The 25166-nt window shown below is 70.3% G+C and carries 26 protein-coding genes; 14 read left to right on the top strand and 12 right to left on the bottom strand.

Annotated elements, in window-relative coordinates; genetic code table 11:
- The first annotated feature begins 8 nt into the window (after positions 1–8).
- The gene (locus HP550_RS20095) at positions 9–662 is read left to right on the top strand and encodes a DUF1684 domain-containing protein (protein WP_343048292.1); all 654 of its coding nucleotides are present in this window, start codon (positions 9–11) and stop codon (positions 660–662) included.
- On the top strand, positions 659–1477 hold the full coding sequence (locus HP550_RS20090; RefSeq protein ID WP_175349410.1) for a hypothetical protein: 819 nt from the start codon (positions 659–661) through the stop codon (positions 1475–1477). Before HP550_RS20095 ends, HP550_RS20090 begins: the two co-directional genes overlap by 4 nt.
- A 9-nt stretch (positions 1478–1486) precedes the next feature.
- On the opposite strand, the gene HP550_RS20085 is transcribed toward HP550_RS20090, so the two are convergent.
- From HP550_RS20085 to HP550_RS20065, 5 genes are all read right to left on the bottom strand, one after another.
- A complete protein-coding gene (locus HP550_RS20085) occupies positions 1487–2374 on the bottom strand; it encodes an Fpg/Nei family DNA glycosylase (RefSeq protein WP_175349409.1) in 888 nt (295 codons plus the stop codon).
- A gap of 10 nt (positions 2375–2384) precedes the next feature.
- Positions 2385–4277 (bottom strand): AAA family ATPase, encoded by a 1893-nt coding sequence (locus HP550_RS20080; protein WP_175349408.1) that lies wholly within the window; start codon positions 4275–4277, stop codon positions 2385–2387.
- Between the two features lie 124 nt (positions 4278–4401).
- The gene (locus HP550_RS20075) at positions 4402–5196 is read right to left on the bottom strand and encodes a tyrosine-protein phosphatase (protein WP_343048291.1); all 795 of its coding nucleotides are present in this window, start codon (positions 5194–5196) and stop codon (positions 4402–4404) included.
- Between the two features lie 5 nt (positions 5197–5201).
- Positions 5202–6398 (bottom strand): RNA polymerase sigma factor, encoded by a 1197-nt coding sequence (locus HP550_RS20070; protein WP_343048296.1) that lies wholly within the window; start codon positions 6396–6398, stop codon positions 5202–5204.
- 19 nt (positions 6399–6417) lie between these two features.
- Positions 6418–6804, bottom strand: a complete 387-nt coding sequence (locus tag HP550_RS20065; RefSeq protein ID WP_175349505.1) for a YciI family protein — start codon at positions 6802–6804, stop codon at positions 6418–6420.
- A gap of 177 nt (positions 6805–6981) precedes the next feature.
- Here HP550_RS20065 and HP550_RS20060 point away from each other — a divergent pair, with 177 nt between their 5' ends.
- The 3 genes from HP550_RS20060 to HP550_RS20050 are packed head-to-tail and all read left to right on the top strand — an operon-like array spanning position 6982 to position 9310.
- Positions 6982–7857, top strand: a complete 876-nt coding sequence (locus HP550_RS20060; RefSeq protein ID WP_175349407.1) for a L,D-transpeptidase family protein — start codon at positions 6982–6984, stop codon at positions 7855–7857.
- Positions 7858–7901: 44 nt separating this feature from the next.
- The gene (locus HP550_RS20055) at positions 7902–8576 is read left to right on the top strand and encodes a phosphatase PAP2 family protein (RefSeq protein WP_175349406.1); all 675 of its coding nucleotides are present in this window, start codon (positions 7902–7904) and stop codon (positions 8574–8576) included.
- A complete protein-coding gene (locus tag HP550_RS20050; protein ID WP_175349405.1) occupies positions 8576–9310 on the top strand; it encodes a phosphatase PAP2 family protein in 735 nt (244 codons plus the stop codon). The genes HP550_RS20055 and HP550_RS20050 overlap by 1 nt, the downstream gene beginning before the upstream one ends.
- A 5-nt stretch (positions 9311–9315) precedes the next feature.
- Here HP550_RS20050 and HP550_RS20045 read toward each other — a convergent pair whose 3' ends face one another.
- A complete protein-coding gene (locus HP550_RS20045; protein ID WP_175349404.1) occupies positions 9316–10677 on the bottom strand; it encodes a hypothetical protein in 1362 nt (453 codons plus the stop codon).
- A 120-nt stretch (positions 10678–10797) separates the two neighbouring features.
- Positions 10798–11418 carry a hypothetical protein gene (locus HP550_RS20040; RefSeq protein ID WP_175349403.1) on the bottom strand — a complete coding sequence of 207 codons (621 nt, stop codon included), beginning with the start codon at positions 11416–11418 and terminating at the stop codon, positions 10798–10800.
- 163 nt (positions 11419–11581) lie between these two features.
- On the opposite strand from HP550_RS20040, the gene HP550_RS20035 reads away from it, so the two are divergent.
- The 4 genes from HP550_RS20035 (at position 11582) to HP550_RS20020 (ending at position 15551) form a co-directional block, all read left to right on the top strand.
- Positions 11582–12766, top strand: coding sequence for a serine hydrolase domain-containing protein (locus HP550_RS20035; RefSeq protein ID WP_175349402.1), 1185 nt, complete (start codon positions 11582–11584; stop codon positions 12764–12766).
- A 27-nt stretch (positions 12767–12793) separates the two neighbouring features.
- A complete protein-coding gene (locus HP550_RS20030; RefSeq protein WP_175349401.1) occupies positions 12794–13963 on the top strand; it encodes a serine hydrolase domain-containing protein in 1170 nt (389 codons plus the stop codon).
- Between the two features lie 93 nt (positions 13964–14056).
- Positions 14057–14647, top strand: coding sequence for a carboxymuconolactone decarboxylase family protein (locus HP550_RS20025; protein ID WP_175349400.1), 591 nt, complete (start codon positions 14057–14059; stop codon positions 14645–14647).
- A gap of 10 nt (positions 14648–14657) precedes the next feature.
- Entirely contained in the window at positions 14658–15551 is an 894-nt protein-coding gene (locus tag HP550_RS20020; protein WP_175349399.1) for an RNA polymerase sigma-70 factor, read from the top strand.
- Between the two features lie 15 nt (positions 15552–15566).
- Here HP550_RS20020 and HP550_RS20015 read toward each other — a convergent pair whose 3' ends face one another.
- Positions 15567–16355 carry a hypothetical protein gene (locus HP550_RS20015; RefSeq protein ID WP_175349398.1) on the bottom strand — a complete coding sequence of 263 codons (789 nt, stop codon included), beginning with the start codon at positions 16353–16355 and terminating at the stop codon, positions 15567–15569.
- A 119-nt stretch (positions 16356–16474) separates the two neighbouring features.
- Positions 16475–16708: a hypothetical protein gene (locus HP550_RS20010; RefSeq protein ID WP_175349397.1), complete on the bottom strand. Its 234-nt coding sequence runs from the start codon at positions 16706–16708 to the stop codon at positions 16475–16477.
- 300 nt (positions 16709–17008) lie between these two features.
- On the opposite strand from HP550_RS20010, the gene HP550_RS20000 reads away from it, so the two are divergent.
- Positions 17009–17170: a hypothetical protein gene (locus HP550_RS20000; protein WP_175349396.1), complete on the top strand. Its 162-nt coding sequence runs from the start codon at positions 17009–17011 to the stop codon at positions 17168–17170.
- Between the two features lie 556 nt (positions 17171–17726).
- Here the strand turns inward: HP550_RS20000 and HP550_RS19995 are convergent.
- The gene (locus HP550_RS19995) at positions 17727–18404 is read right to left on the bottom strand and encodes a hypothetical protein (protein WP_175349395.1); all 678 of its coding nucleotides are present in this window, start codon (positions 18402–18404) and stop codon (positions 17727–17729) included.
- A gap of 61 nt (positions 18405–18465) precedes the next feature.
- On the bottom strand, positions 18466–18912 hold the full coding sequence (locus HP550_RS19990) for a hypothetical protein (protein WP_175349394.1): 447 nt from the start codon (positions 18910–18912) through the stop codon (positions 18466–18468).
- Between the two features lie 102 nt (positions 18913–19014).
- Here HP550_RS19990 and HP550_RS19985 point away from each other — a divergent pair, with 102 nt between their 5' ends.
- Positions 19015–19344 carry a tyrosine-type recombinase/integrase gene (locus HP550_RS19985; protein ID WP_175349393.1) on the top strand — a complete coding sequence of 110 codons (330 nt, stop codon included), beginning with the start codon at positions 19015–19017 and terminating at the stop codon, positions 19342–19344.
- 698 nt (positions 19345–20042) lie between these two features.
- On the opposite strand, the gene HP550_RS19980 is transcribed toward HP550_RS19985, so the two are convergent.
- Entirely contained in the window at positions 20043–21302 is a 1260-nt protein-coding gene (locus HP550_RS19980) for a hypothetical protein (protein ID WP_175349392.1), read from the bottom strand.
- Positions 21303–21529: 227 nt separating this feature from the next.
- Here HP550_RS19980 and HP550_RS19975 point away from each other — a divergent pair, with 227 nt between their 5' ends.
- From HP550_RS19975 to HP550_RS19965, 3 genes are all read left to right on the top strand, one after another.
- Positions 21530–22828, top strand: coding sequence for a DUF262 domain-containing protein (locus tag HP550_RS19975; RefSeq protein WP_210768280.1), 1299 nt, complete (start codon positions 21530–21532; stop codon positions 22826–22828).
- A gap of 4 nt (positions 22829–22832) precedes the next feature.
- Positions 22833–23738, top strand: a complete 906-nt coding sequence (locus HP550_RS19970) for a hypothetical protein (RefSeq protein ID WP_175349391.1) — start codon at positions 22833–22835, stop codon at positions 23736–23738.
- Between the two features lie 393 nt (positions 23739–24131).
- Positions 24132–24917 (top strand): hypothetical protein, encoded by a 786-nt coding sequence (locus HP550_RS19965; RefSeq protein ID WP_175349390.1) that lies wholly within the window; start codon positions 24132–24134, stop codon positions 24915–24917.
- Positions 24918–25166 lie beyond the last annotated feature (249 nt).

Raw genomic sequence — 25166 nt, 5'->3', positions numbered from 1 at the left:
GTGGGGACGTGAGCGCTGGATTCCCCGTCATCGTGCCCGGCAGGCATCCCGCCGACGAGCCGTTCGCCGTCGCGGACTGGCGGCGCCACGTCGCCGAGATCTACGCCGACGTGCGCCGGATCGGCGCCGACGACCCGGCGGCCGCGCACGCGACCTGGGTCCAGCGGCGCGACGTGCTGCTGGCCGAGCACCCCGCGTCCCCGCTGGACGCCGCGGCGAAGGCGTCGTTCGAGGGCCTCGACGTCCCGCACTACGACCCCGCCTACCGGTTCGAGTGCGAGCTGCGGCCCGCCCCGGAGCAGCGCCTCGACGTGAGCACCGGGACCGACGGGGTGGTGCCCTTCGAGCGCATCGCCGACATCAAGGTGGGCGACCTGGGCACCCTGGCGGTCTGGCGGTTGCGCGGGTACGCGGGCGGGCTGTTCGTGCCCGTGAAGGACGCGCAGGCGGGCAGGCCGGGCGGCACGTACGGCGGCGGTCGGTACCTGCTGGACACCATCAAGGGTGCGGACCTCGGCATGGCCGGCGACCGGATCGTCGTCGACCTGAACTTCGCGTACAACCCGTCCTGCGCCTACGACCCCGCGTGGACCTGCCCGCTGGCCACCCGCGCCAACACGCTCGCCGCGGAGGTCCCCGTCGGCGAGCGCGTGTTCTCATGAGCGCCCTGACCTCGATGTGGGCGTGGGACAACCCCGTCCCCCGCTCCCTGGACGCCCGCGGACGCGACTACGCACCCGCGGAGCCCGCCGCGCTGGTCGCGTTCTGCCAGGAGCGCGCGATCCAGCGGGTGTTCCTGTCCGCGCCGTGGGCTGCCGACGAGGGACCGGTGGGCGACTGGTTCGGCGCCGCGACCACCGCCCTGCAGACCGCCGGCGTCGCGGTCGGGCCGCTCGGCGGCGACCCCGGGTGGCTCGGTCAGCCCTCGCTGGCAGTCACCTGGGCACTGACCGCCCTGCGTTCCGGCCCGAGCGACAGCCTGCAGCTCGACGTCGAGCCCTGGGCCACGCCCACCTGGTCCACCGACCGCGACCGGCTCTGCGCGCAGTGGTTCACCCTGCTGGACGGCGTGCTCGCAGCGCTGCCGGCCGGCGTCGGGTTGGGCGTCGACACCCCCTGGTGGCTGGCGCACGAGGCGTGGGAGGGCGGCACGCTGCTCGACGCGGTCCTCGCGCGCGCCTCGCGGGTGGGCGTCGTCGCGTTCAGCGACCACGCGCAGGGTCCCGACGGGATCGTCGCGCTCGCGGCGCCGGCGGTCGTCGCGGCGTCGGCGGCCGGGCTGCCGTTCACGGTCGGCGCCGAGACGGACACAGCCGAGGTGGCCGGCGGCGCCCAGTACACGTTCATCGACGAGGGCCCCGCGGTGCTGGAGGCCGAGACGGCGCTGGTCGCCGACGCCTTCGGGACGCTGCCCGGCTACCAGGGCGTGACGGTCGAGCACCACCGCGCGTGGCGGTCGCTGCTGGGCCTGGGCTGACGCGCAGGCTCAGACCTGGCAGACCGGGCACCAGTACAGCGCGCGGCCGGCCATCTGCTCGACGACCACCGGGGTACCGCTGACCCGGCACGGCAGACCGGTGCGGTGGTAGACCCAGAAGCGCTCGTCGGGGTCGGCGTCCTCGCGCGTGACGATCGCGCCCGCGCGGATCCCCTCGGCCAGGAGCACCGCCCAGTCGTCCCACAGCGCGCGTGCCACGTCGGCCGGCACGCGTCGGCCGGGGGTGTGCGGGTCGAGGCGGGCGCGGAACAGCAGCTCGGCGCGGTAGATGTTGCCGATCCCGGCCACCACGGACTGGTCCATGAGGAGCTGGCCGACCGCCACGTTCCGCGAGGTCAGCCGCGCGACCATCACCTCGCCGGCCGCCGCGAGGTCGTCGGTCGACGCCGGGTCCGGCCCGAGCCGCGCGATGACGGCGGCGGCTCCGTCGGGGTCCAGCACCTCGCACGCGGCCGGTCCCCGCAGGTCCGCCACCGTGTCCTCGCTCGCCAGGCGCACGCGCACCTGACCCACCGGCTCGGGCGGGAACGCCTCGCCGATCGCACGCTCCTGCTCGCCCTCGCCCATCCGCACGGCCCGGCGCAGGCGCGGCGCCCCCATGCTGCCCACGGCGAACCCGCCGGGCGTCAGCGGCGTCAACGAGCCGAAGAAGTCCCACGCGCCGTACAGGCCCAGGTGCACCCGCAGGACGTCGCCGGACTCGAACGTGCAGAACAGGTGCTTGCCCACCGCGTCGGCGGACACGAGCACCTGCCCGTCGATCCGCGCGGCGCCGGCGGCGAAGCGCCCCTGGGGCGAGCTCACCGCCAGCCGCCGACCGACGAGGTCCTGCGCGAGCTGCCGCGCGACGCGGTGGACGGTATGACCCTCGGGCACGCCCCGAAGGCTAAGCCACCCGCAGGCGCTCCGCCGCGATGGCGGCCTGCGCCGCGGCCCCGGCTGCCACGGCCGCGCTCTTCTCGGACTCCTCGCGCTCCAGCAGCTGCTGCTGGGCGAGCGTGGCGGCCTCGAGCACCGCGGTGATCTCGTCACCGATGAGCTCGTGCCGCTCCAGCAGCGCGTCCCGCAGCGCCTCGACCAGGTGGCGGTGCCGTGACAGCAGCCGGCGGACGGTGCTGCGGGCGTCGTCGAGGACGGCCTCCAGCTGGGCACGGGCCTGCCCGTCGCTGAGCACCGCCGAGACCAGGTCGTGGGGCGTCGCGGCGAACGAGACGAGCGACCCCGTCATGCCGGCCGCGCCGACCATCTGCGCGGCGGTCCGCGTCGCGGATGCCAGGTCACCGGCCGGGCCGGTGCTCGTCTGCCCGAAGAACAGCTCCTCGGCCACCCAGCCGCCCATCGCGATCTGCACGAGCGCGCGCAGGTCGTAGTGCGAGTGCGTCCAGACCTCCTCGCAGTCGCCGTGCGCGAGCAGCCCCAGCGCGTCGCCGCGGCGGATGATCGTCAGCACCTCGAGCGTGCGGTTCGGGGCGGCGAGCCAGGCCGTCACGGCGTGGCCGGCCTCGTGGGTGGCGATCAGGCGCTCCTCGGCCACCGTGTACCGGACGGGCTGGCCGATGCCGACCATCTCGGTGATCCGGGCGTGCTCGATGTCCGCGTACGTCATGGCCATCGACCCGCGCCGCAGGGCGTTGACCAGCGCCTCGTCCAGCAGGTGCTCGATCATCACCGGCGTCCAGCCGTTGGTGGCGGCGGCGATCCGGTCGCGCAGGGCCGGGTCGTCCAGCTCGGAGCCCGTGGATCGGCGCGCCAGGAAGTGGTCCACCAGGGCGCGTCGACCCACCGCGTCCGGGGTGGCGAAGGTGAGCCGCCGGTCGAACCGGCCCGGGCGCAGCAGCGCGGGGTCGAGCGAGTCGGCGCGGTTGGTGGCCGCGATGAGCAGGATCGGGGCCTTCACGGGCTTGCGCTGCTGGAGCTGACGCGCGGCGGGCAGCAGCAGGTTGGCGCGCGCAATGAACCAGTTGACGAACTTGTCGGCCGCGGTGGGCTCGTCGAACGACTGCATCTGGACCAGCAGCTCGTTGACCACGCCACCCGTCCCCTCGCTGACCACCGCGTTGGTGACCACGTGCGGGATGCGGAAGGCGTCGAACGGGCTGCTGGCCACCGCGGCCGCCGACATGCCCCCGCGCCGGGTGGCGATGGCGTCGATCTCCTCGATGAACCCGATCGCGCCACCCTCCGTGCGGGCCGCCTTGCGCAGCGCCTTGAAGTACGCGCGGATCTTCTTGGCGGTGGCGCCGTAGTACATCGACTGGAACGACGTGGCGGAGACGAACAGGAACGGCACCCCGGCCTCGGCCGCCATCGCCTTGGCGGTCATCGTCTTGCCGGTCCCGGGCAGGCCCTCGAACAGCAGGCCGCGCCGAGGCGTGCCGCCCATCTGCTCCGCGAACTGCTTGTGCGTCTGGAACAGGTCGATCGACCGGCGGACGTCCTCCTTGACGGGGTCGATGCCGATCACGTCGTCGAGGTGTACGTCCACCTGCTCGGGCCGGTAGACCACGTGCGGGGACCGCGACGTGCCCACCTGCGTGACGACCAGGAGCAGCAGCAGCGCCGCGAAGAACAGCACCGGGACCAGCACCAGCGGGTCGACCGTCGGCATCGGCGGGACGAGGTCGCGGCCCAGCAGCGCGCTGCCGATGACGTAGGCCTCGACGGCGATGACGAACGCGGCGAACCGGTACACGCGCTTGCGGCGGACCCGGTCGCGCTCGAGTGCGATGTCGTGCGCGCCCCGGCGGATGGGGGAGACGATCTGGTCGGCCACAGGCATGCCTTTCCCTCGGCGCCTGGGGTCAGACGACGCTGCGTCGCGGGTGGTGCGATCCGCCCATCGTCAGCCCGACCGGGTGAGTCGGCAAGATCGGACATATCGGACCACCCGAACGGTCCAACGGTCATCCGTCGGCGCGCAGGGTCCTCCGGAGGGCTTCGACCTCGACCTGACCGAGGCCCAGACCGTCCGTCAGGTACCCGTCGAACGACCCGAAACGCTCCCGCACGAGGGTCAGGGCGGTGTGCAGGTACTCGGCCCGCACCTCGAGCAGCGGGCGCAGGGCGTCCGGGTCCCCGCCGGCGTCGCCGAACTGCTGGAGCAGCGGCGCGTAGGTGGTCCGGACGGCGGGGTTGACCGCCAGGAACTCCTCCATCGCACCGTCCTCGTCCACCCCCGCGGCCAGCAGCAGGACCGTCGTCGCCCACCCCGTGCGGTCCTTGCCGGCCGTGCAGTGGAACAGGACGGCTCGCCGCTCGGCATCGATCACCGTGCGGACCAGGCCGGCGTACGCCTGCCGCGCTGCCCCACCGACCACCAGCCGACGGTAGACGTCGAGCATCTGCCCGGACAGGTCGAGGCCTGCGAGCGCGTCGGCCCCGCCCCCGGCCAGCGCGGCGGGGATCTGGGCGGCGGCGGCGCTGGGCAGGTCCGCGAGCACGTCGAGCACCCGCAGCTGCGCGCCCTCCGGCAGCTGGTCGGGCCGGCTGGTGCGCTCGGCGTCCGTGCGCAGGTCCACCACCGTCCTGATCCGCAGGCCGGCGAGGACCGGGTCCGTGCTCACCGAGCCGGCCGCCAGCTCGGCGGAGCGGTAGGCGACCCCGGTCGCGACCGTCCCCCCGTCGGCGGTGGCACGGCCCCCGACGTCGCGCAGGTTGGTGACGGCGGGCGAGAGGAGGATGTGCGGGTCGACGGCCACGGGACTCAGGATGCCGAACCGTGGCGCAGCCGGGCCACCTGCACCAGCAGGTAGTCGCGCTCGGCCAGGCTGGTGGTGCCGCGCGCGGCCAGGAGCAGCTGGTCGGCGGCCTCGCCCGGCCGGCCCGCCCGGTCCATCAGGTGGCCGCGGACCGCCGCCAGGCGATGGTGACCCGGCAGCCGGTCGTCGAGGGTGGCCAGCAGGGCGAGCCCCGCATCGGGACCGCGCACCATGGCGAGCGCGACCGCGCGGTTGAGGGTGACCATCGGGTTGCCGGTCATGCGCTCCAGGAGGCCGTACAGGGCCAGCAGCTGCGGCCAGTCCGTGGCGTCGGTGCTCGGCGCCTCGTCGTGCACCGCCGCGATCGCCGCCTGGAGCTGGTACTCCCCCACGGAACCCCGCACCAGCGCGTCCTCGACCAGCGCGACCCCCTCGTCGACCATCGCCCGGTCCCAGAGCCCGCGGTCCTGGTCCGTGAGCGAGACCAGCTCCCCGCGCGGGCCCGTGCGCGCGGGCCGGCGGGCGTCGGTGAGCAGGACCAGCGCGAGCAGCCCGGCGACCTCCGGGTCGTCGGGGAGGCTCTCGTGCAGGGTCCGGGTCAGCCGCAGCGCCTCGGCGGACAGGTCGGCGCGGGCCACCGAGGTCCCGGTGGTGCTGGCGTAGCCCTCGTTGAACATCAGGTAGAGCACGCGCAGGACCGCGCGCAGCCGGGCGGGATAGTCCTGCGCCGACGGCATCCGGAACGGCCCGTCCAGGTCCCGCAGCGTCCGCCGCGCCCGGCTGAGCCGCTGCGCCATCGTGGCCTCCGGTACCAGGAACGCCCGGGCGATCTCCGCCGTGGTCAGGCCGCCGACCGAGCGGAGCGTGAGCGCGACGGCCGACGCGGGGCTGAGCGCCGGGTGGCAGCAGCCGAACAGCAGCAGGAGCGAGTCGTCGGTCTCGAACGCGTCCCCCGCGTCGACGGCCTCCATGGTGCCGACGAGCTCCTCCCGACGGCGTCGCGCCTCCTCGCTGCGGTACCGGTCGACCAGCTTGTTCTGCCCGACGACCACCAGCCACGCCCGCGGGTTGTCGGGCACGCCCTGCGCGGGCCACTGCGTCGTCGCGGCCAGCAGCGCGTCCTGCAGCGCGTCCTGGGCGTCCGCCAGATCTCCCGACCGGCGGACCAGCACGCCGAGGACCTGCGGCGCCAGCTCGCGCAGCAGGTCCTCGAGGGGCGGGTCACTCGACAGGAGCGGGCGCCTCCATCAGTGCGCGCACCTCGAACACCTGCTGGATCGGCGCGCCCCCGGGTCCTGGCGCCGCCGACGCCTTCGCCGCGATCGCGATCGCGCGGGCCTCGTCCTCGACGTCGACCGTCCAGTAGCCGGCGAGGAACTCCTTGGACTCCGGGAACGGTCCGTCGGTGACCACCGGGTCGGAGACTCCGTCGCTGCGCACGAGCTTGGCGGTCGCCGGCCACGCGAGACCCTGGCCGTCCACGAACTCGCCGTTGGCCACCAGCTCGGCGCCCAGGTCGTGCTGGAACTGGATGTGCCGCTGCACGTCCTCGGGCGCCCACTGGTCGATCGGCGGGACGCCCTCGATGAAGTAGTTCATGAGCAGCATGTACTTCACGGTGTGCACTCCGTCTCTGAAGGCCCGGCCGGCCCTCTCGTGGAGTGGTCGGAGCGGCGGGCTGGTTCTCGACATGCATCCTGTCGGGGATCCGACGGCGGCGACAGGTGCCGGGTTGGCCGATCGACCCGGCGGGGCGCACGATGGCCCGGACGACCGGGGGCTCGAGTGGTTCGCACGACGATCGCGGCTCTGACCGCGCTGGCCGTCCTGGCACTCGCCGGGGCGTGCGCGGACGCGCCCGTCGCCGACCCCCCGACTGCGGTGGTCGTCGCCGCCCCGGTCGCCGTCGACAAGGCGTCGGCGCCGGCGGTCCCCGCACCGCCCGCCGCCGACCTGGCCACCCTGCCGGTGGTCGACCTGCTGCACGTCGTCCCCGGCCTGCCCGGCACCGACGGCCTCCCCCAGCGCGCCAACGACGACCCGTCGCTGGGCCGTTGGCAGACCGCGGTCGTCGTCCGGGACACCGCGGCCCGCGCGGCTCCCGCCGGCGCCCCGGTCGGCGTCGTCCCCGCCCTGACGCTCGAGGTGCGGACCACGCTCCCGGTGATCGACCAGCGCGGCCGGTGGCTGCGCGTCATGGTGGCCACGCGGGGCGCCCTGCCCAGCCAGGACGTCGCGCAGGTCAACGGCCGCAGCGTCTGGATCGACTCCGCGGACACCGAGGCCGCCGGCACGGACTGGACCATCCGGGTGGACGTCGCCGCGCAGACCATCACGGTCGACGACGGCACCACGACGCACGTCCTGCCCGTGACGGCGACCGGCTCGCCCGCGACCCCCACCCCGCACGTCCCCGCGTTCCTGCTGGGCACCCGCTGGCTCGAGCCCGGCACCACCACCCCGCGCGTGCTGCTGCTCTCCACGCAGAGCGAGACGATCGACCACTACGACAAGCCGACCGGCACCTCGGTGACCGCGATCCACACCACCACCCTGCGCGGCACGGGTGCGGTGTCCAACGGCTGCGTCCGGGTGGGCGACGACGTGCTCGACCTCGTGTGGCAGGCGCCCGCCGGCACGGTCGTCACGACCGTCGGCTGACCGTTCGACGCGCGCGCGCGGCCCGGCACACCTAGCCTCCGGGGATGCGACCGCTGCCTCTCCGCCGCCGTGCGCTGCTGCGCGCCGCCGCGTTCGGGGTGGCGTTCACGGTGCCGGTCGCGGTGCTCGCCTACCTGGTCCGCGCGGAGGTGGACGACGTCCTGCGGCTCGACCAGCAGGCGATCCTGGCGGTGACGGACTTCACGCGCGCCCACCCCGCCCTCCAGCAGGCGCTGATCGTCTGGCAGCAGGCGTTCCAGGCCAGGTGGCTCAACCTCGCCGCGACGCTGGTCTGCGTCTGGGTGTGGCGGCGGCACGGGTTGACCACCCGCGCACTGTGGGCGTTCCTCACGGTGATGGCCGCGTGGGCCCTCCAGCTGGGCGCGAAGGGGCTGGTGCAGCGCGCCCGTCCGGTGGTCGAGGACGCCCTCGAGCACGCCCCCGGGTCCAGCTTCCCGTCCGGCCACGCGACGAACACCGCGGCGGTCGCCCTGGCCCTGACCCTGCTGGTGTGGCCGCTGCTCGGCCGCCGCGGACGCGTCGTCGTCCCCGCCCTGGCCGCCACGGTCACGCTGCTCACCGGCCTCGACCGGGTGATGCTCGGCGTGCACTACCCCTCCGACGTCGTCGCAGGGTTCGCACTCGGGACGGCCCTCGCTGGGGCGTCCTACCTCGGCTACAGCGGCTGGTCCGCGACCGCCCCCGACCAGGAGACGTGATGCACACCTTCCTGCACCGCTACGAGCTGGACTCCTCGGCCCCCACCCGCAAGGAGGCGTGGCGCGACTTCGCGGTCCGCGTGCTGCTGCCCGCCGTGGGTCTGTGGGTGGTCATCGTCGGCGTCGGGTTCCTCATCACCGGCCCCCTGGACAACCTGCCGGGCGAGGCCGCCGTCAACGAGTGGTTCGTGGCGCAGCGCACCGAGACGCTCGACGCCGTCACGGCGGTCCTGTCCGCCATCGGCACGACCGAGTTCATCATCGGCGCCTGCGTGCTCTTCGTCGCCCTGTTCTGGTGGCGCACCAAGCAGTGGTGGGTGGCGATCATCCCGCCGCAGGCCATCGCCGTGCAGGCCATCGTCTTCATGTCGGCCGCCCTGGTGGTCGGCCGCGAGCGCCCCGACGTGGAGAAGCTCGACGAGTCGCCGCCCACCTCCAGCTACCCGAGTGGTCACACGGGCGCGTCGACGGCGTTCTACGTGGTGCTCGCCATGCTGGCCCAGCGCATCGGCAACCGCGTGCTGCGCATCGTGGTGACGATCGTCTGCCTGCTGATCCCGATCGCTGTCGGCACCGCGCGGCTCTACCGCGGGATGCACAGCCTGTCGGACGTCACCATGGGGATGCTCAACGGGCTGGTGTGCGCGTTCCTGGCGTGGCACTACCTGCGCCGGGACACCTCGGGCGCCGCCCAGCTCACGACGTCCGCCACGACGGGCCAGCGCGGCCGGTGAGCCGCTCAGGCTGACTCGGCCGCGCGACGCACCCGGTAGAGCACCCCTGGGTTGCTCGGGTCGAACAGACCTGGCACGTCGGACGCTCGCAGCAGCCGAAGCGGCATGTCGACGGCGACCCCGAGCATGCCCGTCCCCACCACGCGCCACGCTCCCGCCACCTGCACCACGGCCGGGAACCGCGTCCCGAGCTCCGTGCGCGCAGCGGTGCGGGAGGCCGCCGACCCACGACCGGTCCGGCGGACGAGCGCCAGCACGATCCGGGCGACGTCGTTGTACTCCTCGGCGAGCTTGCCACGCATCTCGGCATGCGTCCGTCGCCCCGACCCGTGGCCGAGGAAGACGTCGGCCCCACCCTTGCGCGCGACGAGCACCGCGTTCTCGAGCCGCCACGCGTTGCCGACGTTCTTGTTGATCAGGTCGTAGCCCGGGTGGTTGAAGAAGTAGACGTGGTCGCCCAGCACGAGGTCACCCTCGGACGACGGGACGACCTGCCGGATGCTCCCCAGCCCGGGCCGGCCGCCGACGGAAGGCTCGAGCTCCGTGAACAGGTCGTACTTCAGCACGACCTTGTCCGGGCCGTGCGCCGCGATCGCCGCATTGAACGCGGTCTTGCCCTTCACAGCCATGAACGCCCGGAAGTGCACCAGAGACACCAGGTAGTCGCAGTGCACGAGCGTGCGCTTGTGCGGCGGTTGCGCCTCGAACAGCAGCATGATCGCGGACCACGGGTCCCGGGCTCCGGTGGCGCTGAGCCGGAACTGGTACGACGAGCCCTGGTCGCCGAACACGGTGTTCCGCCGGCTGCGCGGCAACCCGCGCACCGTCGCGCGCTTCGCCGCATCGAGGCGCCGGTCGTACCCGTCGGGGGTGGGCGGGACCCAGTGGTCTCGCGCCGCGTACCCGACCCGCGGCCCCCAGTAGGGGCTGGCGCCGGTGAACGGGTAGCCGAACGGGGCGAGCCCGCCGCGCGACACCTGCGCGTCCGCCATGACGGTGATCACGGTGACCCGCTTGACCAGCTCGTCGCGCAGCTCGCTCCGCGAGCCGAAGTCCAGGATGTTCGACGTCGCCGCCATGTCCCGCATGACCTCGCGGCCCGCCCGCCGGTCTCGCGTTCTCGGCAGCTCGGCGACCACGAACGCCTCGCGATCGGCCGGCGACAGGATCCGCGACGCCCGCGGCGGCTCGCGCAGCTGCACGAGGCGCTGCACGGCCCGGTTGCCCGCCGAGCGCTGGAGAGCCAGCACGGTCGCGGGCGTGACGGGCATGCCGTGGCGGAACAGGTCGACGTCCACACCGGGAGCACGCGGACGACGCGGCGGCGCCGTGCGGGTGGGACGGACGGCCACTGCTGAGCTGCGCATGCCGGCCCTCCTCCCGTCTCACCGACGATAGGCGGGCGTCCGACGTCCTTGCCGTGCCCCGACGCGCACCCGAACGTGCACGGGGCCTGACCCGCCGGCTGCCCGACAGGGCAGGTGCGTTCAGGCGGCCGTCGACACCGCGGGCGGGCGGAGGCCGAGCGAGCGCAGCTCCAGCGACGCCAGCGCGCGGACGACGTCGGGATCCCCGCGGCGCCACGCGTTCGCCGGGTCGTCGCTGACGCTGGCGAGCGCTCGGACCGGCTGCGTCGCCAGCGCCCGGAGGGCGAACAGGTCCAGGTCGGCGGCGGAGTCGAGGATGCGCGTCGCCGCGCGGGCCCGGCGCACGAACCGCAATCGGGAGTACAGCCAGACCGCGACGACGAGCAGGATCGGCAGGGCAGCGATCGTGAGGCCCAGCACCAGCGCGAGCTGGTTGGCCCCGTCCTGCACCTCGACACCCGCACGCGCGATCGAGTCCGCGGCGCCACCCGCCGCGGTGAACGGTGCACGCACCTCGTCGCCGACCAGCGGGACGCGTGCCACGGTGTCTCCCGCGGAGGTCAGGCTCTCCGAGAGCGACGACCCGGCGCTCTCCAGCGTGCGTCCGGGAGCGGCGAGCCGCCCCACGACCTCGTGCACCCACAACCCGGCGCGGACCCAGAGGACCACCCACCCGACGACGAGAAGGTCTCCGACGATCTGGCGCGCACGGCGCCACGGGGTCTGCGCATAGAGGGTCACGCGGGCCATCCTGGCCCGCCGGAGCGCGTGCCGCTGACCGGCTGCAGAACGCGAGAGGTGGGGTAGACCCACGGTTCGAGTGGGGTGGTGCCGTGATGGTGGGACGGGGGACGCGCGCACGACGCTGGACAGGTACGAGCCAGCACCCCACCCAGGAGCTCCCATGTCGCAGCCCTCCCCGCTGTCCGCCCTCGTCCTGGCGTGCGCGCTCGCCGCCGGTGCCGCACTGGCGGTGCCGAGCATCGCGTTCGCCGGCGACCATGGGCGCCCAGCCCGGCCCGACGTCGTGCAGCAGACGCTCGACCATCTCGTCGAGGTCGACGGCGTGCCCGCCGCGCTCGCCACCGTCACCGGCGGCAAGGGACGCGACCGCGACCTCGTCGCCGGCGTCGGCGACCTGGCCACCGACGCCCGCGTCCCGGTCGACGGGCAGGTGCGCATCGGCAGCAACTCCAAGACGTTCGTCGCGACCGTGGTCCTGCAGCTGGTGGGAGAGGGGGCCGTCGACCTCGACGCGTCCGTCGAGACCTACCTGCCCGGGCTGGTGCGCGGCCCGGTGGACGGGCACGACATCACCGTCCGCGACCTGCTCCAGCACACCAGCGGGATCGGCAGCTTCACCAGCGGTCCGCCGTTCGTCACCGACGGGGCCATCACCCTGCGGGCGCTCAAGGACTGGTACGTCGAGCCGCACGAGCTGGTCGCCCTGGGGCTGGCGCAGCCCGCGACCACGCCGGGCGCGTGGTCGTACAGCAACACCAACTACGTGCTCGCGGGCCTGCTCGTGCAGAAGGTCACCCAACGCCCACTCGGCGAGGTCATCACCGACCGGATCATCGAGCCCCTGCACCTGCGCGACACCTACGTCCCCGGCCGCGGGGAGCAGACCCTCCGCGGCGCGCACCCGAAGGGCTACTACGCGGAGCCGGCCGGCTCCGCGCTGTTCGAGCACACCGACATCGACCCCGCGGCGTCCTGGGGCGCCGGCGACATCGTGTCCACGCCGGGCGACCTGACCACCTTCTTCCGTTCGCTGCTGGGCGGGAAGCTGCTGCGGCCCGCCGAGCTGGCGCAGATGAAGACGACCGTCCCGATGGCCCTGCCCGGCATCCCGGAGGGCTGGCGCTACGGCCTGGGCCTGCAGTCCACGCCGCTGAGCTGCGGCGGGCTCGCCTGGGGCCACGGCGGGATCATCCCCGGCTACCAGACGGACGGCGGCGTGACCGAGGACGGCCGCCGGGGCATCACGGTGGCGACGACCACCATGCACGGCGTCCTGCCGCAGGCCGCGTCCGCCGACGTCGAGGCTCGGATCTCCGAGCTTGTGGACACCGTCCTCTGCTCCTGACCTGCACCACCACCGAAGGGGGAAGACATGTCCACACTCCGCCGCACGGTCCTTGCGCTGACCCTGGCCTCCACCACCGCGCTGGTGGCACCCAGTGCCGCACTCGCCGGAGGTGGTCATCACGGCGGGCCGCGGGCCGACGTCACGCAGCAGGCGCTGAACCGCCTCGTGCGCGACGACGGCCTCCCGGGCGCGCTCGCCGCCGTCACCGACGCCCGGGGCCGCGAGCGTGACCTCACCGCCGGGGTCGGCGACCTGGCCACCCGCTCCCGCGTCCCCGTCGACGGGCAGGTGCGCATCGGCTCGTCGAGCAAGACGTACACGGCCGTCGTGGTCCTGCAGCTCGTCGCCGAGGGGACCGTCGGGCTCGACGAGCCGATCGAGACGTACCTGCCGGGACTGGTCCGGGGCCCGGACTACGACGGCCACGACATCACGGTGCGGCAGCTCCTCAACCACACGAGCGGGGTGCCCGACTACGTCGGCGGTCTCGGCAACCTCGTCGAGAACCGGGGCTGGTACTGGACGTCCCGCGACCTCGTCGACCTGGCGCTCACCCAGGAGCGCGACTTCGCGCCCGCCGAGGGCTGGAACTACAGCAACACCAACTACGTCGTGCTCGGGCTGATGGTCGAGCGGGTCACCCACCGACCGCTCGCCGAGGCCATCACGCAGCGGATCATCGAGCCGCTGGGCCTCACCGGCACCTACGTCCCCGACCGCGGCGAGCAGACGATCCGCGCCCCGCACCCGCACGGGTACGACGCCGTCGAGCCGCTCAGCGGAGACCTCGTCGACGTGACGGACCTCGACGCGTCCATGGCCGATGCCGCAGGCGACATCGTCGCGACCCCCAGCGACGTCAACCGGTTCTACGCCGCGCTGCTGGACGGCACGCTCCTGGAGCCCGCCCAGCTCGAGCAGATGAAGCAGACCGTGCCCGGGAGCCGCGGGATCCTCCCGAACGCCGAGTACGGCCTCGGCCTGGTCCGGTTCGACCTGAGCTGCGGCACCGTCGCGTGGGGCCACGGCGGGGACATCCCCGGTTACGAGACCCGCAGCGCCGTCACCGAGGCCGGGCGGGAGGCCACCATTGCCGTCACGGCAGAGCCCTCGGCGCTGCGCGGCGACGAGGAGTCGGTGACGGCGGTCGCCGGGCGGGTGTTCCAGGCCATGGACACGGCCCTGTGCTCGTGACCTGATCCTCGGCCCCGGCGGGATCTGTCACACGCGGGCGTCGGCCGGTGTCTCCATGTCGACGGAGACGAACCCTCGACACCAGGAGCGACCATGACCAGCACCACCCGCGTCCCCCCGACCGAGGTCACCGGCGTATACGGAGCGTTGGTGAAGCTCATGGCCCGCCGGATGCTCGGCCACGTCCCCGACTCGGTCGGAGTCCTGTGGCATCACCAAGGCGTACTGAAGGACTCGATGCGCCTCGGCGGCAAGATCGAGGGCTGGCACGAGCTCGACCGTGACCTCGCGACCTACGCGGCGATGGCCTCGGCCGCGACGGTCGGCTGCAGCTTCTGCCTCGACCTCCACTACTTCACGGCGCACAACCACGGGCTCGACGAGGCGAAGGTCCGTGAGGTGCCGCGCTGGCGCGAGTCCTCCGCGTTCACCCCACGGGAGCGCCGGGTCATGGAGTACGCCGAGGCCGCGAGCCGGACGCCACCGGCCGTGACCGACGAGCTGTCGGACGCGCTGCTGGGCGAGCTGGGCCCCGCGGCACTCGTCGAGCTCGCCGCCCGGGTGGCGTTCATGAACATGTCCGCGCGGATGAACCTCGCGCTCGGCATCCACTCCGAGGAGTTCGCCGCCGCGTGCGGGCTCCCTCCGCTCGCTGCACGGTCCGCCGGTGCGAGCGCCTCGTAGGCTAGCTGACGTGCCCGACCTCGCGCGCGCCGACGACGACCCGTTCGTCGTCCACCGCCGGCTGCTGTTCACCGTCGCGTACGAGATGCTCGGCTCAGCCGCTGACGCCGAGGACGTGCTGCAGGAGTCCTGGCTCCGCTGGGCCGCGGTCGACCGGTCGGAGGTCCGCGACCCGCGCGCCTACCTGGTCCGCACGGTGACGCGGCAGGCGCTCAACCACCTGCGCACGGTCGCGCGACGCCGCGAGGACTACGTGGGCGAGTGGCTCCCGGAGCCGCTGCTGACCAGTCCCGACGTGGCGGACGACGTCGAGCTCGCCGAGAACATGTCCATCGCGATGCTCACCGTGCTCGAGACGCTCGGCCCGGCCGAACCCGTGGTCTTCGTGCTGCGGGAGGTGTTCGACGTGCCCTACGACGAGATCGCTGACGTCGTCGACAAGACCCCGGCCGCCGTGCGCCAGATCGCCCACCGCGCGAAGAGCCACGTCACAGCCCGCCGGCCCCGCGTGCACGTCGTCCGCGCGGAGCACGAGGAGGTCGTCGGCCGGCTCGTCGCCGCGCTCAACACCGGCGACCTCCACGGGCTCATGGACGTCCTCGCACCCGACGTGATCGCGATCGCCGACGGCGGAGGAAGGGCCCGCGGAGCGGCACTGCGGCCGATCGTCGGCAACGAGCGGCTGGCGCGGTACCTGGTGGGTGGGATGGCGAAGACCGAGGGCGCGCTGCTGGCCGTCGCGACCTGGATCAACGGCCAGCCCGGCATCCGCATGGAGCTGGACGGACGGCTCGTCGGCGTCGCCAGCGTCACCGTCGCCGACGGTCGTGTCACACGCGTCTGGTCGATCGCGAACCCCGACAAGCTGAGCCGGCTCGACGAGGAGGCCGCCCTGAGCCGGTGATCGCCGGGACGCGCATCAGCCGTCGATGCTGCGGTCATCCCGAAGGTCGCTCAGGTCGCCGGGCTCGACCCATCCGCGGTAGTAGTTGTCGTTCTTCTCCCACGTGAACTCGTCGGGGATCGACCCGAACGGGTTCGGTTCGCCGTCCTGGACCTGGTGCCACTCGGCGTAGATGCGGCCGTCGCGGTAGCTGCGCAGCGCCAGGAGCGCTCCGCCGCTGTGCCGGGCGCGCGCCTCGTACGCGTACGTCGCGGTCACCTCCGCGGGCGCGAGCGTGCGGGTCCACTGGCCCCGCTCGAACGTGTCCCGCTCCTGCGCTCGGCCCGCATCGATGCGGACGACGATGGGGTCGCCCTCGCGCGGGGGCATCACGGTCGGGAGGAGCTCGCCGTCGACGAGGGCGTAAGGCCCGGCGAGGAAGCCGCTGTGCGCGCGGGCCGCCTGCTCTGCCCGCTCCAGAGCCCCGGCCGGGGGTTCGCTGGTCGAGCCCCCGAGCTGCGAGGCGGCGGCGGGGACGACCAGGGGAACTGTCGCAGCCGGAGCCTCGGGGCCGGCCGTGGCGATGACGTTCGGCGCGACCGCTGGAACGGGCGTCACAGTCGTCTGGGCGGCCCGTGGCGTGCTTGTCGCGGTCGTCGCAGACCACACTGCCGTGAGGATGGCGGCCGCGATCCAGCCGACTGCGACCGCGAGCAACGCCGCTGGCGTGGAGCGCGTGAGGAGGCCGACGGTCACGAACGCCACCAGCGGCAGCGCTCGAAGGCTCCACCGGAGGGCCGGTCGAGGAAGGGCGTTCTCGGGCATGCTCGCATCTTGGCGGAGGTTCGCGGAGGTTCCAGCTTCTGGCCACGTCGGACGCACCCTCGCTGCGAGGGCACTCGGTCGGACCAGCGCTGCGATCCCCACCGAGCTCGGATCTCGAGCTACACGGGCTCACCTATCGCGCGGCGAAGGCGTTGGTTGACCATGGTCAACAGCTCACCGAGGGGCGCCGAGTGGTTCACGCCGAGGTCGGCAGCGAGACGTCGCTGGATGCGCGCCATCGCCTTCGGCGTCACATCGCCGGCGGCCGCGTGCCCAGCGACGCTCGCCACGATTCCGATCAGAGCGATGGCATCGGCCCGATCGATCGTGACGGTCGCCTGTTCTGCTCTCACCCCACGATCATCGTGCGGCGCCCGCTCTCCGTGGAAGTCCAGATGCTCATCGGTCGGTCCGGGGCCGGAACGCGAGGTCAGAGTCTCCGTAGCCCCGTACGCCGTCGCTCATCTCGCGCAGCAGGTCGAGGTGACGGGCGGTCTCGTGGATGGGGTGCCCCAGGACCCACCTGAGGCTTGCACCCTGGCGCGCCCTCTGATGGCCCCCTACTCCGACGGACGAGTCGGCCCGGAGCCGTGCACGATCGGCCCAGCCTGCCGATAGGAGGGCAAGGACCCTCGACGGAAAGGTGCGTACCGATGTCCGACGTCACCTCGCGACATCTGCAGTCCCTCACCGAGCTCCGCGCGCTTCGGTCGTCGGGATCCCGGCACGACGGGCAGCCCTTGAGCGCCGCGACGATGCGTGCACTCGACCACGACATCACCCTGCTCGAGGCGCTGCTTTCGCTGGATGCCTGACCGCCACCACCCGATCGGGCGTCGGGCTCGCTGCCGCCTCGACACGGTGGGCGGCCTGAGGCCGGATGAGGCACCGGTGTCAGGCAATCCGAAGCCAGTGTCGACTACACGTGCACGTGAAGCTGCCTCGCGAGGTTGCGGACTCGACGCTAGATCTCGTCGCACGTCATCGCGGTCTAGGTCTGCCGGATCGTCGAGCACCCAGTCTTCGTATCGTTTGCCCGAGAAGATCGGGCAGGCATCGCCGCAGCCCATCGTGATGACCACGTCGGCGGCGCGGACGGCCTCATCGGTCCACAGCTTGGGGTACTCACCGGAGACGTCGATGCCGCGCTCGGTCATCGCGGAGTGGCGTCCGTTCGCGCCCGGTCCAGCGGCCACGAACGGACGCCGGCACGTGCGCCAGATACGGAAAGTGTGAGACAGATTGACCCGTCCTCGGAGACCGGGCCAATCTGTCACACCCAGACGGCAGAATCACCACTCAACACCCAGCAGAACTGCCCGCCGCCCCAACTCGGACTCTCCGATGACGGGTCGAGATTAGCGCCTCGTGTCAGGCTCCCCAGTAGCCTATTGCGACGGAATGGATGTGCTGCGATTGGAACTGCATCCGTGGATTGTCTACGGTGTAGCCCCAGGGCACTTCCGTTCGGTTCCATGTCGCGAAGTCTGAGCCCCTCTGGCAGCCCGTCTGGTACCACTTACCCCAAAGCCCAAGCTGGCTCCCGTTATAACCACGATAGTGGCCCCAGCCCTTGGTGCACACCCACTGTTCCGTGCCCGGAGAGAGCGCAGACCGATAAACGGCGGTCGCCGCGTCGTTATAGCCCCAGATGACCGACGGGTGGCGGAAAGTCGTCCAGGTGCAGCAAACTCCTGTAACGAAAGTCTGGTCTGAAAGACTTAGTGTCGCGATCTGCGTCGCCGCCATCGCATCCTTCAGCGCTTGCGGGCCATCTGATTTTAGAATCGCGCGTCCCCGTTTGGCGGAAAGTCCTCCCGGGAGTTTCCCGCTCTCGTCGGGGACGACAACAGTGGTAGTCGCGCTGATCGGACCAGTTGCGTAGAAGATGCTGCCGTCGGGCTGTACGACGCCGTCCGCAGCGATCACTACGCCTTGATCGCTCGCGGGCGGTGCCGGTTTCGCGGCCTGACTCGGGGTTCCGATGGCTGCAACCAGGGCGACCGAGCCCGCGATCGCCAAGATGGATCGAACAACGCCTTTGCTCACGCCTCAACCTCTCTGTTGGGACCCGCCTACGCGGGCTGGAACGGCACTGCGAATCTGCGAACTAGTTATGAATGATGGCCGTTGCGGATACCCGGAACCCGTCGTCGACATTTCCCGTCATGGCCATCTCGATCGACACCGGCCCATCGGAGTTGGTTCCCTCCCAGATGCACGTAAGCCCGTCGATCTTCTCGCCTCCGCCTTCGTCGCAGCCCGTCAACGACATGCCGGGGTCCACCATCGCGGTCGGAAGGTCGTCGAGGATGCCGGCGCGTCCATAAGCGGCCGCGAGTGCCTCGTCGCTCTGGATCCATCCCCGATAGACACAAGAGGCAGCTTGTTCGGCGCTCACAGGGTCAACGGGGGTTTGGGGGCATTCGAACGCCGAGTTCGATGGCGCCGTTGAGGGCGTATCTTCCGCACCTGGGTCCGCGGAGCAGCCCGCCGCTCCAAACACAAGCCCTGCGGCAACAAGTGCCGTGAACATCTCACGCCGGATCGCTCGCATGCTCGCAATGTAGCAGCGCCCATGACTCGGGTAGGTCGAAACCATGACTCATCTTTGCGACGGGGCAACCGGGTCTCTGACGACGATCTGAACCGCCGCTTCATGGAGGCCCTCAACCCTGACGACTTGGTCTTCCCCTCCACGAAGGGCTCGCCACGCTCACCCGGTCGAGTGCGCGACCAACTCCGCGAGGCGCAACAGGGAACCGGCATCGACGTCACCCCCCACGACTTCCGCCGCACCGTCGCGACCCAGGTAGCCAGGGGCACGACGCTCGCCAACGCGACGGCCCTGCTCGGGCATGCGGATGAGAGCACCACGTCGCGGCACTACGTGCAGCGGATCCACGTGGCTCCGGACCTCCGCGTCGTCATCGACGAGGTCGTGGCGCAGACGTCGGAAGAAACACTCTCGGAAGGCAAAGGGGAGTGAAAAGGGAGCAGCGGGAACGACGAAGGGCCCCACATCCGCATGATCACGCGGGTGGGGCCCTTCGGCTGGCGGTAGCGGTGGGCTTGGGTCGTGTCTCTTGGACGGGGTTGGCTCGGCTCGACGATCTCGCATCTGACCTGGTCGGACGTCTCTTCAAATCGTGTAACGCGTTGCACGGTTTCGCACCCGGTTGGACACCAAAGAGGAGAGCAATCGGCGACCTCTTAGCGGTGGGGACACTTCGAGGCGCTGAACCGATAGCGGAGCACAAGAGGCTGTCGGAGGTCCGGGTCAGGGGTGGCGCAGCCATCACGCGGTGACGCCGTAGGCGCCCTTGACGCGGAGTGGAGACGGCCGGATGCTCGGCGGTCGGTGCGGGGCCGGGCGTCAGGACGGTGCAAGAGCCCGGTGGAAGCAAGGGCGGTTCCGGGGAGACCTGGGGCCGCTTTCGACATGCCCGTGGTCGGCCGGAGGGGTGGGGTGCGCGTAGCGAGCTTGCGAGCGGAGCGCGGGGCCCCGCCCCGGAGGCCGACCCGCGCGGCGGAGCCGCGCGCTTGAGTCAGTAAGGAAAGTTCTCACGACGTAGGTCGAATCCGATGCTGCCTCGGCCGCCGAGCTAGCGCCCTACGGACCCCAGAGTCAGGGCGGCCGCGCTGGTGAGCGCGAGCGTACGTGTGGGTGGCCCGCCTAACTCCTGCTCATGAACTCGGGAGATCGAAGTCGCGCGACGAGGCGACCCTGGCCGCTCGAAGTGCCTGCATCAACACCGAAAGCGCCTCGAACACCCCGAACGTCAAGCCTAGGAAGTCAAGGTAGGAAATCCCCGTGGGATCCTTGTCGCTAACGATTCGCCCACTTCGAAGATCGTGATGGGCTGTTGCGTGACTGATGGTGTTCCGATGCTGGCTACTGAGTAGAGTCGTGAATGAATCCCAGCCCGGCACCTGCGCGGCGTAGGCGACTTTGAAAGCGTTCGGAAGTTTGTCGAATTGCGAGAGAGTCCTCGGCCGAAACTTAACGGCGACGATCTGGGGGTGAACGTCGCCGAAGGCGTTGGGATCGCCGCGTTTCACGGTGTTCTGCGCGGCCACCAGCGGCCAGATGCACTTGCACGACAGCTCGAACCCTTGTTGATAGAGGTCCCTGACGATCGAGAACTCATCTCGGTACAGAACTAGCCTATCGAGTTCGCTCACGGCCGCAGACTCCGCGAAGCGAACGAGGCGGCCCATCTCCCACGACTCGTAGTCGTCGACGAAGCGACCGACTACGGTGAATACATCGCGCTCGAGTTCTTTCGCGAGCGCGCCTCTCTCTCGAAACGTGAGGAGGTGTGGCTTGTGGCGCATCGCCGCTGTGTGCTTCTTCGCAAACCGAGCCATGATCATCGATGAACGGCTCCCTGTTGTCCCCACGATCGCAGTCGTCGCAACTCCAAGCGCCTGGTATGCAACTGATGTGCGTTGGTGCTCCGTCGCCGGCTCCCAATCAAGACCGAACTTGTCCTTCGCAAGCCTTACGAACATTTTCGCATTGTCGTTCACAAGATACTGAAACAACATGCGGGCGTTCGGCCACACCTGCTCAATAGCTAGAAGTGACTTATGGCGTTCGGCCTCGAAGGCCTCGAAGCTCTCGAAGCCCAGTAGCTGAACAAGTGTCATGGTCGGGAATGCACCCATTGGGCTGTACGAGTCTGCCGCGTACAGCGACGGCACGAATGGGTTTACGGTCACCGTCAGCGCGCCAGCTAGGTCGGGATCCGCTCCGTTCACGACGTCACACTCGAAGGAAATTCGGTGGTTTTCCAGTTCTTGGCCGGACATCGAGGCCCGTATCGGAAGATCGCAGTGAGGGCATGGGAGGTAGAACCGGGTGCCGGAAGTCGGTTCTACGCCTACCCGCGCGACGAAGATCTCGGAGCAACCAGGGCAACGAAGGTGGTAGCGCGAGATCACGCGGCAACGGTACTGGTCCGGCACCCCTGCGCGGGTCGGTGCGCGGGTCTTGTTCCCTGGTGCTACGAGTTAGTTGCCTGGCAGTGGTCGGCGTAGCCACGTGGAAGTTCGTGAGTGTTCGTCCGTGGTGATGAGTCGACGGCTCGCACCCGTCGAGCCCGAAAGACCACCGTGGCGGCTGCAGCTGAGGCTGGAACCGTCCCGAATGCTCGTGCTGGCTCGACTTCGTGCTCGTCGGCGGTCTCAGCGTCGATGACGGTGTCGAATGGGCCCCACCTGCGCCTGCCGTCCGTCATATCGACACCGAGCCTGTCCGTGCGGTTGAGTGCAGGTGGCTTGTCGACGGCGGCGCTGCGCCCTCGGGTCCACGGGTGTCGCGCGGATGCGCGGCTGCGACCGTGAGTAGTCTCCGGGGTGACAGCACGCACGAGCGTGCAGAGACGCGGACCTGCGAGGCGAAGTTGGTCAATACACGCACGCTTGAGGAAGAGTACCTGTCCGCCCAAAAGGCGGCCGTCCTCGAGATCGCCGATCAAGGTCTGATCTCGCTTGCACAACTGGTGCAATCGGGCGCCATCGACGTTTCGCCGAAGTTCCAGCGCCGGGACCGATGGATGGCCGATAAGCAGTCGCTATTGATCGAGTCGTTCCTGGTGAACATCCCAGTCCCGCCCGTCTACCTCGCCGAGGATGAAGGCCGCATCGGACACTACGCGGTGATCGATGGGAAACAGCGACTGACCGCTATTGATGCCTTCTTTGCGGACAAACTGGTGCTCCGGAACCTGACGCGGCTCGAGTCTCTGAACGGCGTGAAGTATTCCACAATGCCAGCAGGTGTCCGCAATTCACTGGGAATGAAGAACCTTCGTGTCACAACCTTGTTGCGTCAATCCGATGAGTCGCTGAAGCACGAGGTGTTCCTTCGCCTCAATACCGGTGGCGAAGTTCTGAACGCTCAGGAGATCCGGAACGTCGCATACCGTGGCCCTCTCAACGACCTGATCTACACCCTGGCAGAGAATCCTTTTCTGCGGAAACAATTTAAGGTCGTTCCTCCGTCCTCTCCCGCGTATCGCAGGATGACCGATGCAGAGTTCGTGCTCAGATTCTTTTCGATGGCGGATCGTTGGCGGCGATTCACGGGAGACATCAGGCTGACGCTCGACGACTACATGGCGGACAAACGCGATGCAACGGGAGCCGAGCTCGACCACCTGGCGCAACTGTTTGCGAACTCGATTACGGTGTCCGAAGCGATTTGGGGCTCGGACGCATTCAAGTGGCCCGGCCGCGACCAGGCGCTCGCGGGTCTCTTCGACGCGCAGATGATTGCTATCGCAGAAGTGGGTGTTCAGAGACAATCTGAACTGATTGGCGCTGCTCGTGAAGTCAGGGCTTCCATGGATCGACTGTTCCACGACCCCGAGTTTGAGGAGGCTGTGCGACAGGCGACAAACACCCCCGCAAGACTTCGATATCGGGTTGAGAAGCTGCGCGACGCCCTGCTCGCGAGTCTGAGCTGAAGCCGTGACGTCGCGGTCGCGGGCCGCGCTCGCGAAAGGCCTCGAGGGGTTGCGAATCGCTTCGCTGGAGCCTGCAGTACGCGCGTCAGATCCCGCCGGGGAGATGCTGCGCCGAGGGCTGGCGGTCAGCAGCTACAACCTCCTAGAGACCTTTGTGGACGCGCGAGTACACGAACTCGCCACATTCGTAAATCAGGGGCACCTTCATTTCGCCGATCTGCCCGAAAGAGTACAGCAGCGCGCCACCCGACACCTACTCGACGTCGCTGGCGCACGCGTGAGAAGGCTGCCGCCGACGGACGTCCGTTCGTTCGTTGAGACAGTTGGCCAAAGCCTGGTGGCCGTGAGCGGCCCGGTCAACCTCTCGGCGCTTACGTGGCTTTGGCCTGGTAGCAACATGAACTCCGACGACTACGCCGCGTTGTTAAAGTTATTTCACGTGCAGAAGCCTTGGGATGCGATCACAACCTTGGCGTCCCGCCTTGGACTACCGCCGGGAGACCCACAGACGGAGTTGCAGCAGTTCGGGTTAGAGAGAAATCGCGCGGCCCATGACTCCAGCCACCAGGTATCGAGCATATGGATCCCGCATGCCATCAATCTGGTGGTCAAGTTTGCCGTGACGTTCGACGCGTTCGCGTCTGTAGCCTCTGGCCCCCTGCGTCGGGCCGAGAGGGCATATCTGGACAACCCAGATTGGACGAGTAGCGTGGTTGGGATTCGACGTGTAGTTGAGCGGCGTCGGGATTGGGCAGAGTTCGCTGAGAGTGGACAGCGCGCTTATCGCACTGGACCTGACAAGCACGCGCTGCTAGTTGACGCGGCGACACGCTGCAGCGATCGGGACCTTCTCACTGTTGTGGACGTCCAGGGACAGTTGACCGAGTGGTCAGTGCCCCTGGTCGGATAGGAGCCAGAAGCGAGCGAGGCCCGCTGCGGACGCCGGTGGCGGTGGCTGTGGGGGTGGCGGTGGCGGTGGCGACGCAGCTTACGGGCCCGGCAGTCCTCGGTTTCGGGAGGGTGACGAATCCTCCACACAGAGCCGCCTCAAGCCGCAGACCAGCACGACACTGCACCTCGAGCCTCCATCAGACCCACGGCGATTCAACCTGCTTGACGTCCGCCGTGATGGCGGACTCCGGCTCGACGCTGTTCGCGGGTGTCGTCGGAGCGGAAGCCGGGTTGGGACTGGCTGGTTGGCGGTGGTCGAGCGCAGGTTGCATGCGGTCAGGGCGGTGCTCGGTGGTGACCCCTGGCGTGGGGCTTGACGGCACGCACACCCGCAACGACATCATCAACACACATGAACACCTGGCGGGACTGGTTCACCTGGACACCACGATGGATGCGCTGGGCCGCCGGCATATCCGTGACCCTCGGCGTCGCACTGCTCACCATCGGGATCGCGCTCGACGTGCAAGGCCGGTGGAACAACTACCCGTACCTGGTGAATATGACGTCCGCGTTCACAGGAGCGCTCATCGGGATCCCCGTGACGGCGTTCGTGCTCGCGTTCGTCCTGGACGACGCTCGGCAAGTCCGAGTCACCCGCCAGGTGCGCGACGGCGTCAAAGATGCACTCATCGCCCTGGATCACCTAGCGATCGAGCTACTCAGCCCCCTCGAATCTGAAGTGCCACACCGGCTGCAGGTCGTCGGGCAGCTCCGCACGCTGCTCGCCGGGCCAGGCACCCCTGCGGACAACGTCCTCTACGACGAGATCGCACGAGGCGCAGTGAGCGGTACCGAGAACGATCTCGTACTGGCGAAGGTCCGCACCCAATGGCAGCGGGTACAGGGCCTCGGTGCGCTCGCGAACATGCACGGGACCGGGTGGCTCGACGTCGAACTCGTCGACGGCGTCGCCAAAGCTGTCCGCGAGCTCACCGAGCCCTCGGCAGAACTTTGGGAGCGCCGCATTCCAGCGACGGCACGAGAAGCGCTCGCCGCTCTTCAGCTCCATGAAGCGGTCTCCGCATTGCACGACCACCACTTCCGGATCTGGGGTCAGCCACCCGCCGCGCGAGACGACCCGTTCCAAAGCCGGAGATGGCGTTGGCGGCTTTGGAGGTGGAGGTGGCACATATAGCGCGGCAGGTCAGGTGGCACCAGCGGGACGGAGCCGCCGCCGCAGCACAGGAAGACGACGAACGGGCCCGCGGTGCGTGGTGTCGCCCTCGAGGGGGCCGAACCGGGCCCGCCTTCGCCGACGCGGCGACGCGCGTCGGCCGATGACGTAGTGACCGCGCCCGGTCGGGTGGACCGTTCCACTCAGATCGCCTTGCGCCCCCTAGGGCCTTCTCCGCGCTGACGAACAGCGGGTCGGACGAGCAATACC

The sequence above is a fragment of the Cellulomonas humilata genome, from assembly GCF_013359775.1.
Taxonomy (GTDB): Bacteria; Actinomycetota; Actinomycetes; order Actinomycetales; family Cellulomonadaceae; genus Cellulomonas; species Cellulomonas humilata.
This window is presented reverse-complemented; position numbering and strand designations above follow the sequence as displayed.

Coding starts and splice junctions, on each gene's coding strand:
- HP550_RS20090 (WP_175349410.1), top strand. CDS start 659: ATGAGCGCCCTGACCTCGATGTGGGCGTGGGACAACCCCGTCCCCCGC.
- HP550_RS20080 (WP_175349408.1), bottom strand. CDS start 4,277: ATGCCTGTGGCCGACCAGATCGTCTCCCCCATCCGCCGGGGCGCGCAC.
- HP550_RS20065 (WP_175349505.1), bottom strand. CDS start 6,804: ATGCTGCTCATGAACTACTTCATCGAGGGCGTCCCGCCGATCGACCAG.
- HP550_RS20055 (WP_175349406.1), top strand. CDS start 7,902: ATGCGACCGCTGCCTCTCCGCCGCCGTGCGCTGCTGCGCGCCGCCGCG.
- HP550_RS20050 (WP_175349405.1), top strand. CDS start 8,576: ATGCACACCTTCCTGCACCGCTACGAGCTGGACTCCTCGGCCCCCACC.
- HP550_RS20045 (WP_175349404.1), bottom strand. CDS start 10,677: ATGCGCAGCTCAGCAGTGGCCGTCCGTCCCACCCGCACGGCGCCGCCG.
- HP550_RS20035 (WP_175349402.1), top strand. CDS start 11,582: ATGTCGCAGCCCTCCCCGCTGTCCGCCCTCGTCCTGGCGTGCGCGCTC.
- HP550_RS20030 (WP_175349401.1), top strand. CDS start 12,794: ATGTCCACACTCCGCCGCACGGTCCTTGCGCTGACCCTGGCCTCCACC.
- HP550_RS20025 (WP_175349400.1), top strand. CDS start 14,057: ATGACCAGCACCACCCGCGTCCCCCCGACCGAGGTCACCGGCGTATAC.
- HP550_RS20015 (WP_175349398.1), bottom strand. CDS start 16,355: ATGCCCGAGAACGCCCTTCCTCGACCGGCCCTCCGGTGGAGCCTTCGA.
- HP550_RS20000 (WP_175349396.1), top strand. CDS start 17,009: ATGTCCGACGTCACCTCGCGACATCTGCAGTCCCTCACCGAGCTCCGC.
- HP550_RS19990 (WP_175349394.1), bottom strand. CDS start 18,912: ATGCGAGCGATCCGGCGTGAGATGTTCACGGCACTTGTTGCCGCAGGG.
- HP550_RS19985 (WP_175349393.1), top strand. CDS start 19,015: ATGGAGGCCCTCAACCCTGACGACTTGGTCTTCCCCTCCACGAAGGGC.
- HP550_RS19965 (WP_175349390.1), top strand. CDS start 24,132: ATGAACACCTGGCGGGACTGGTTCACCTGGACACCACGATGGATGCGC.